The 7,531-nt window shown below is 71.4% G+C and carries 7 protein-coding genes; 4 read left to right on the top strand and 3 right to left on the bottom strand.

The window, feature by feature from the left end:
* The 4 genes from B7767_RS43020 to B7767_RS43005 all read left to right on the top strand — a co-directional run.
* On the top strand, positions 1–263 hold a 263-nt coding region (locus B7767_RS43020), incomplete at its 5' end, for an aminotransferase class III-fold pyridoxal phosphate-dependent enzyme (RefSeq protein ID WP_143653017.1).
* Positions 264–306: 43 nt separating this feature from the next.
* Positions 307–1,710 (top strand): dihydropyrimidinase, encoded by a 1,404-nt coding sequence (hydA, locus tag B7767_RS43015; RefSeq protein WP_085576526.1) that lies wholly within the window; start codon positions 307–309, stop codon positions 1,708–1,710.
* A gap of 11 nt (positions 1,711–1,721) precedes the next feature.
* On the top strand, positions 1,722–2,723 hold the full coding sequence (locus B7767_RS43010) for a TIGR03842 family LLM class F420-dependent oxidoreductase (protein WP_085576525.1): 1,002 nt from the start codon (positions 1,722–1,724) through the stop codon (positions 2,721–2,723).
* Positions 2,724–2,745: 22 nt separating this feature from the next.
* Positions 2,746–4,266, top strand: a complete 1,521-nt coding sequence (locus B7767_RS43005) for an NCS1 family nucleobase:cation symporter-1 (protein ID WP_085576524.1) — start codon at positions 2,746–2,748, stop codon at positions 4,264–4,266.
* A gap of 12 nt (positions 4,267–4,278) precedes the next feature.
* Here the strand turns inward: B7767_RS43005 and B7767_RS43000 are convergent, their stop codons facing one another.
* The 3 genes from B7767_RS43000 to B7767_RS42990 form a co-directional block, all read right to left on the bottom strand.
* A complete protein-coding gene (locus B7767_RS43000; protein ID WP_085576523.1) occupies positions 4,279–5,187 on the bottom strand; it encodes a CAP domain-containing protein in 909 nt (302 codons plus the stop codon).
* 346 nt (positions 5,188–5,533) lie between these two features.
* The gene (locus B7767_RS42995; RefSeq protein ID WP_085576527.1) at positions 5,534–6,196 is read right to left on the bottom strand and encodes a hypothetical protein; all 663 of its coding nucleotides are present in this window, start codon (positions 6,194–6,196) and stop codon (positions 5,534–5,536) included.
* A gap of 468 nt (positions 6,197–6,664) precedes the next feature.
* On the bottom strand, positions 6,665–7,531 hold an 867-nt coding region (locus tag B7767_RS42990), incomplete at its 5' end, for a biotin/lipoate A/B protein ligase family protein (RefSeq protein WP_085576522.1).

Below are 7,531 nucleotides of genomic sequence, written 5' to 3'. Positions count from 1 at the left end.
CCGCCCCCGCCCCCGCCGTACGCGAGGTCCGCGGGCGCGGGCTGATGATCGGCATCGAGCTGGCGAAACCCGGCACCGACGAGGCCGACCCGGCGGCCGCGTCCGCCGTCCTGGAGGCGGCCCGCGCGGGCGGCCTGCTCATCGGCAAGGGGGGCGGCCACAACACCAGCGCCCTGCGCGTCGCCCCGCCGCTGTCCCTCAACGTCGCGGAGGCCGAGGAGGGTGCCGGGATCCTCGAGCGCGCCCTGAGGAGCACGTCGTAGCACCGGCTCGCAGAGCTCGTCACGCTCGTAGAGAGGGAGCACCATGAGCAGCCGCACCGTCATCCGTGGTGGCCTCGTCATCACCGCCTCCGACGAGATCCACGCCGACGTCCTGATCGAGGACGGCCGGATCGCCGCCCTCGCCGCCTCCGCCAGCCCGGCCGCCGACGCCTTCACCGCCGACCGGACCATCGACGCCACCGGCAAGTACGTCATCCCGGGCGGGGTCGACGCGCACACCCACATGGAGCTGCCGTTCGGCGGCACCTTCGCCTCCGACACCTTCGAGACCGGCACCCGGGCCGCCGCCTGGGGCGGTACCACCACCGTCGTCGACTTCGCCGTGCAGAGCGTCGGCCGGTCCCTGCGCCAGGGCCTGGACGACTGGCACGCCAAGGCCGAGGGCACCTGCGCCATCGACTACGGCTTCCACATGATCGTCTCGGACGTCAACGCCGAGACCCTGAAGGAAATGGACCTTCTGGTGGAAGAGGGCGTCACGTCGTTCAAGCAGTTCATGGCGTATCCGGGTGTCTTCTACTCCGACGACGGCCAGATCCTGCGCGCCATGCAGCGCTCCGCCGAGAACGGCGGGCTGATCATGATGCACGCCGAGAACGGCATCGCCATCGACGTGCTCGTCGAACAGGCCCTCGCCCGCGGCGAGACCGACCCCCGGTACCACGGCGAGGTCCGCAAGGCCCTCCTGGAGGCCGAGGCCACCCACCGCGCCATCCGGCTCGCCCAGGTCGCCGGCGCGCCGCTGTACGTGGTGCACGTCTCCGCGACGGAGGCGGTCGCCGAACTGGCACGCGCCCGCGACGAGGGACTGAACGTCTTCGGCGAGACCTGCCCGCAGTACCTGTTCCTCTCCACCGACAACCTCGCCGAGCCCGGCTTCGAGGGCGCCAAGTACGTGTGCAGCACCCCGCTCAGGCCGAAGGAACACCAGGCGGCGCTGTGGCGGGGCCTGCGCACCAACGACCTCCAGGTGGTCTCCACCGACCACTGCCCCTTCTGCTTCACGGGCCAGAAGGAGCTCGGCCGGGGCGACTTCTCCAAGATCCCCAACGGTCTCCCCGGCGTGGAGAACCGCATGGACCTGCTCCACCAGGCCGTCCTCGACGGACACATCTCCCGCCGCCGCTGGATCGAGATCGCCTGCGCCACCCCGGCCCGGATGTTCGGCCTGTACCCGAAGAAGGGCACCATCGCGCCCGGCGCCGACGCCGACGTCGTCGTCTACGACCCGGGCGCCGAGCAGGTCATGTCCGCCGGCACCCACCACATGAACGTCGACTACTCGGCCTACGAGGGCAAGCGGGTCACCGGACGCGTCGAGACCGTCCTCTCGCGCGGTGTCCCCGTCATCACCGACCGGGAGTACACCGGGCGCGCCGGCCACGGCGTCTACACCCCGCGCTCCACCTGCCAGTACCTCACCTAGGAGAGCCGCGCATGGACTTCGGACTCGTCCTGCAGACCGACCCGCCGGCCTCACGGGTCGTCAGCCTGATGAAGCGCGCCGAGCGCAACGGCTTCACCCACGGCTGGACCTTCGACTCCGCCGTACTGTGGCAGGAGCCCTTCGTGATCTACAGCCAGATCCTGGCCAACACCACGAAACTGAAGGTCGGCCCGATGGTCACCAACCCGGGCACCCGCACCTGGGAGGTCACCGCCTCCACCTTCGCCACCCTCAACGACATGTACGGCAACCGCACCGTCTGCGGCATCGGCCGCGGCGACTCCGCGATGCGCGTCGCCGGACGCAGACCGGGCACCCTGGCCCGCCTCGGCGAGGCGATCGACGCGATCCGCGACCTCGCCGAGGGACGCGAGGCCGAGGTCGACGGGCAGCCGCTGCGGATCCCGTGGGTGCGGGACGGCGAGCTGCCCGTCTGGATGGCCGCGTACGGGCCGAAGGCGCTCGCCCTCGCCGGACGCAAGGCCGACGGCTTCATCCTCCAGCTCGCCGACCCGTACCTGACCGAGTGGATGGTGAAGGCCGTGCGCGCCGCCGCCGCGGAGGCGGGACGCGACCCCGCGTCCGTCACCGTCTGCGTCGCCGCCCCCGCGTACGTCGGCGACGACCTGGCGCACGCCCGCGAGCAGTGCCGCTGGTTCGGCGGCATGGTCGGCAACCACGTCGCCGACCTGGTCGCCCGCTACGGCGAGCACTCCGGCCTGGTCCCCGAGGCGCTGACGTCGTACATCAAGGAACGGCACGGCTACGACTACAGCCACCACGGGCGGGCCGGCAACCCGTCCACGGACTTCGTCCCCGACGAGATCGTCGACCGGTTCTGCCTGCTCGGCCCGGCCGAGGCGCACATCGAGAAGCTGCGGGCACTGCGGGAGCTGGGCGTGGACCAGTTCGCCGTGTACGACATGCACGACGCGCAGGAGACGACGATCGACGCGTACGGCGCGGAGATCATCCCGGCACTCCACCCGTAACCCTCGCCGAAGGGGCACGCCCATGACCGCGACCGTCCCGCCCACGCCGTCCGACCCACCCATACCCGACCCGGCGGGACGCGTCGAGCTCCCGCCGGGCACCACCCCCACCGACAGCCGCTTCGTCAACGACGACCTGCTTCCCGTCCCGCTGGCCCGCCGCCGCTGGACGACGTACAACTTCACCGCCCTGTGGGTCGGGATGGCGCACAACATCCCCTCCTGGCTGCTCGCCTCCGGTCTCGTCGCACTGGGCATGGACTGGAAACAGGCCGTGTTCACCATCGCGCTCGCCAACGTCATCGTGCTCGCGCCGATGCTGCTGACCGGTCACGCCGGCCCCAAGTACGGCATCCCCTTCCCCGTGCTGGCCCGTGCCTCGTTCGGGCTGCGCGGCGCCAACCTGCCGGCGCTGATCCGGGCCGGGGTGGCGTGCGCCTGGTTCGGCATCCAGACCTGGATCGGCGGCCAGGGCATCTTCGTGCTGCTCGGCAAGCTGTTCGGCGGCTGGGCCGAGGCGTCCGAGGTCGGCGGCCAGCCGTGGACGCTGTGGGTGTGCTTCGTGCTGTTCTGGGCCCTCGAACTGGCCATCATCCACAGGGGAATGGAGACCCTGCGCCGGTTCGAGAACTGGGCCGCGCCGTTCGTCATCGTGGGCGCGCTGGTGCTGCTGGTCTGGATCGCGAACAAGGCCGGCGGTCTCGGACCACTGCTCGACCAGCCCTCGAAGCTGGGCTGGGGCGCCGACTTCTGGCCGGTGTTCTTCCCGGCCCTCATGGGCATGATCGCGTTCTGGTCGACCCTGAGCCTGAACATCCCCGACTTCACCCGCTTCGGCGCGGGCCAGCGCGCCCAGGTGTGGGGCCAGACCCTCGGACTGCCCACCACCATGACGCTGTTCGCGCTGCTGTCCGTGTTCGTCACCTCCGGCAGCCAGGCGGTGTACGGGGCCCCGGTGTGGGACCCCGTCGCACTCGCCGGGAGGACGGACAACGTCTTCGGGCTGCTCTTCGCCCTGGTGACGGTGCTCGTCGCCACCATCTCGGTGAACATCGCGGCGAACGTGGTGTCACCGGCGTACGACCTGGCGAACCTGGCGCCACGGCTGATCAGCTTCCGCACCGGCGCGCTGATCACCGGTGTGGTCGGCGTGCTGATCATGCCGTGGAAGCTCACCGAGACACCCGAGCTGTACATCTTCACCTGGCTCGGGCTGGTCGGCGGACTGCTCGGCACCGTCGCCGGGATCCTCATCGCCGACTACTGGATCGTCCGCCGCACCGCCCTGGACCTGCCCGGCCTGTACACACCCGGCGGGCGGTACTGGTACACCTCCGGATGGAACCTGCGCGCCGTCGCCGCCTTCCTGACCGGCGGGGTGCTCGCGGTGGGCGGCTCCCACTCGGCCCCGGGGAAGGGTCCCTTCCCCGAGGACGGGCTGATCCCCTTCCTGGAGCCCCTCGCGGACTACGGCTGGGCGGTGGGCCTGGCGGCGTCGCTGGCCGTGTACGTCGCGCTGATGGCGGGCCACCGGCGCGCGTGAGCGTACCGGGGGCTACCGGGCCGTGCCGAAGTCCTGGGTCCAGTAGGAGCCGGGCTGGGCGAGACCGACACCGATCTCCTTGAACGCGCAGTTGAGGATGTTCTCCTTGTGACCGGGGCTGCCCATCCAGCCGGCCATCACCTGCTCGGGGGTGGAGTAGCCGTAGGCGACGTTCTCGCCGTAGGTGCTCCAGCCGTAGCCGGCGCGGGTGATGCGGTCGCCGGGGGAGGAGCCGTCCGACCCGGTGTGCGACATGCTGCCGCTCGCCGCCATGTCCTCGCTGTGGTCCTGCGCGGCCTTGGTGAGGGTGGTGTTCACCTTCACGGGGGAGCAACCGACCTTGCCGCGCTCGGCGTTGACGAGCTCCACGACCTTGGCGACGGCACCGGAGGCACCGGCGGGCCCGGGGGCCGAGGCGGTGGGCTTCGGAGTGGCCGTGGTGGGCTTGGGGGCCGAGGCGGTGGGCTTCGGAGCGGCCGTGGTGGGCTTGGGGGCCGAGGCGGTGGGCTTCGGAGCGGCCGTGGTGGGCTTGGGGGCCGCGGTGGTGGGCTTCGGGGAAGCCGTGGCGGGCTTGGAAGCGGGCTTGGAGGCGGCTGCCCCGGTGGCCTTCGCCTTCGGCTTGTGCGACGGCTTCGCGCCGCTGTCCTTCGGCGCACCGGGCTTCGAGGCGCTCGGGGTGGCGGTCGGCTCGTGCGACGGCAGGGCCGTCGGCTCACCGTGCTGTTGGCTGCTCCACCGGCTGTACCAGTCCGGGTCGCCCCACCTGTCCTCGGCCCCGGCCGCGGTGCCCCGCTCCTGCCGCTGTCCCTCGTCGGGCCAGTCCGTGCAGGCCATGGCGACCGAGGGTATTCCTATGACTCCTATGGCGACCGCCGCGACGACCGTCCGCCGGTACTGCTTCTGATGACGATGCTTTCCCATGCGTGACCTCACCCCTGCTGTCCGGAGGCTGGTCATTCTTGGGACGCCCCGGCGCCGGGCGCAAAGGGCATACGTACTACCGCGCTTCGTAGGTCCACAGGGGGCTTGCGGCAGGCCGGAGGGCGTGCCGACCTGTCCGCGGCGGGCCCTCCGGGGCACCTGCCGTCCCGTCAGAAAGCCTCATGCGGCGAAGGAGCGGCGGCCGTCGGCTTTCCCCCCGGACGCTCCCCGCCCCGCCCCCTTCCGCATTAACGGCAAGACGGACAAGTCCCCTATGTCGTCCGGGCGGTTTCTACTAAGCGACCCGCACAGATCGCTACGGCGTGTGACAGATGTCACGGAACCATCAATTCCGGTTCTTCTCCAGGGCCGCCACCGCCTCTTTCGCGGCCTTGATGGCACCCTTGTTGATCTCGTCCGTGCTCGGCGCCTTCTTCGACTCGAAGTCGCTGCCGTTGTACGTCACGATCACCAGCGCGTTGGAGGCGCGGGCCACCACCACGCCCTCGCGTGTCTGCTGCTTGTCCTCGGTGGTGAGGTTCACGACGGAGTACGCCGCGTCCCCGAGCCCGGGGACCGCGCCCCCGCCGCTCTTGTCCTCCAGCCGCCCCTGGTACGACCGCTCCGCCGCCTCGTCCGACTCCAGCACCTCGAAGGAGACGTCGAGCCAGCGGTACTCGTAGCCCTTGAGCGCGTTCCAGGAACAGGTGCGGCGCAGCTTCGAGTCCGTGGACTGGATCTCCTTGCCGGCCGTCTTGGCGCCCGGCACAAGGGACTTGACGCTCTTCTCGGCGATGCTGCCGCACGGCGCCGGCGCGGCGGCGTACGTCTTCGCCACCTGCGTCCGCGAAGGGGCGGACGCGGACTGGGTCTTCGTCTTCCCGGTCGGCTCGTCCGCGGCTTCCGGCGCGGCCGGCGTACCGGAGGACAACGCCCAGCCGGCCGCGGCGAGGACGACCACCGGGGACAGGCGCGCGGTCAGGGCGATCGGCAGAGGAAAGGAACGCACGGCGCACTCTTCGTGGGGGACGGTGCGGAAGGGGGTCCGCACAGCGGACGGGACGCCAGTGTCACACGTGTTCCCATGGTGCGGGAAGGGCCAACTCGCTCCGTAGAGGGGCGGTGACAGGGACGTACCGCCGGATGGGCCGTCTTGCCTCAATTCCCTCCGTGAAGAGGCGATTTGTGTATCGGTGCGAGCCGGCTCCCCGGTGGTCGCCTTCGCGCGGGCGGCCCGGCGGTCACCAGGTCCTGTGCGGGGCCCCGGACCTCGCCCGCGCCCGGCTGTCCGGCGCCTGTTCGCCCCGCACGCTCGTGGGCCGCGCCCGCCGAGTCGGCGGCTCCCGCCCCCGAGCACCCGCGGGGCTTCGTACCGACTGCCCTCGGAGCGTCCCCACTCCTCCGCGAGCGGTGCCTTCCGCACCCGGGGTGCCTTCTTCCCCACCCGCTCGTCCGACCCCACGGGCGGGGCCCTCCGTCACGGCACGCGCGCGGTCCACTCCTCGGTGGCGAACTTCGTCCGCACCAGTTCCTCCGCGAGGGCCAGCTCCTCGTCCGTCACCTTGCCGTCCGCCGCCCCGTACCGGGCGCGGAACGAGTCGATCATCCGCTCGATGACGGCCTCGCGCGGCAGACCGGTCTGCCGGCGCAGCGGGTCCACCCGCTTCTTCGCGCTCCCGGTGCCCTTGTCGGACAGCTTCTCCCGGCCGATGCGCAGCACGTCGAGCATCTTGTCGGCGTCGATGTCGTACGCCATCGTCACGTGGTGCAGCACCGCGCCGGGGCCGCCGTCCGGGCCCACCATCCGCTTCTGGGCGGCGCCCGCGATCTTGCCCTGGTCGGTGGCGATGTCGTTCAGCGGCTGGTACCAGGCGCGGATCCCCATCTCGCCGAGCGCGCCCAGCACCCAGTCGTCGAGGTAGGCGTAGCTGTCCTGGAACGACAACCCCTGCACCAGCGCCTCCGGCACCGACAGCGAGTAGGTGATGGTGTTGCCGGGCTCGACGAACATCGCGCCGCCGCCGGAGATCCGGCGCACCACCTCGATGCCGTGCCGCCGGGCGCCCTCGGGGTCGACCTCGTTGCGCAGCGACTGGAAGCTGCCGATGATCACCGCCGGGGCGCCCCACTCCCACACCCGCAGCGTCGGCGGACGCCGGCCCGCGGCGACCTCGGCGGTCAGCACCTCGTCCAGCGCCATGTGCAGGGCGGGCGGCTGCGGACCCTCGTGGACCACCTGCCAGTCGTAGTCGGTCCAGTCGGTGGCGTGCGCGAGCGCGCGGCGCACCGCGATGCCGACACCCTCCGAGGTGAGCCCGTACATCACGGTCCTCTCGGGGAGGGC

The organism is Streptomyces sp. 13-12-16 (genome assembly GCF_002114215.1).
GTDB lineage: Bacteria > Actinomycetota > Actinomycetes > Streptomycetales > Streptomycetaceae > Streptomyces.
The sequence above is the reverse complement of the archived record's forward strand: the minus strand, read 5'-3'. Positions and strand labels throughout refer to the sequence as shown.

What these genes read in the sequence shown, in the direction of transcription:
- hydA (WP_085576526.1), top strand. Translation starts at nt 307, where the DNA reads ATGAGCAGCCGCACCGTCATCCGTGGTGGCCTCGTCATCACCGCCTCC.
- B7767_RS43010 (WP_085576525.1), top strand. Translation starts at nt 1,722, where the DNA reads ATGGACTTCGGACTCGTCCTGCAGACCGACCCGCCGGCCTCACGGGTC.
- B7767_RS43005 (WP_085576524.1), top strand. Translation starts at nt 2,746, where the DNA reads ATGACCGCGACCGTCCCGCCCACGCCGTCCGACCCACCCATACCCGAC.
- B7767_RS43000 (WP_085576523.1), bottom strand. Translation starts at nt 5,187, where the DNA reads ATGGGAAAGCATCGTCATCAGAAGCAGTACCGGCGGACGGTCGTCGCG.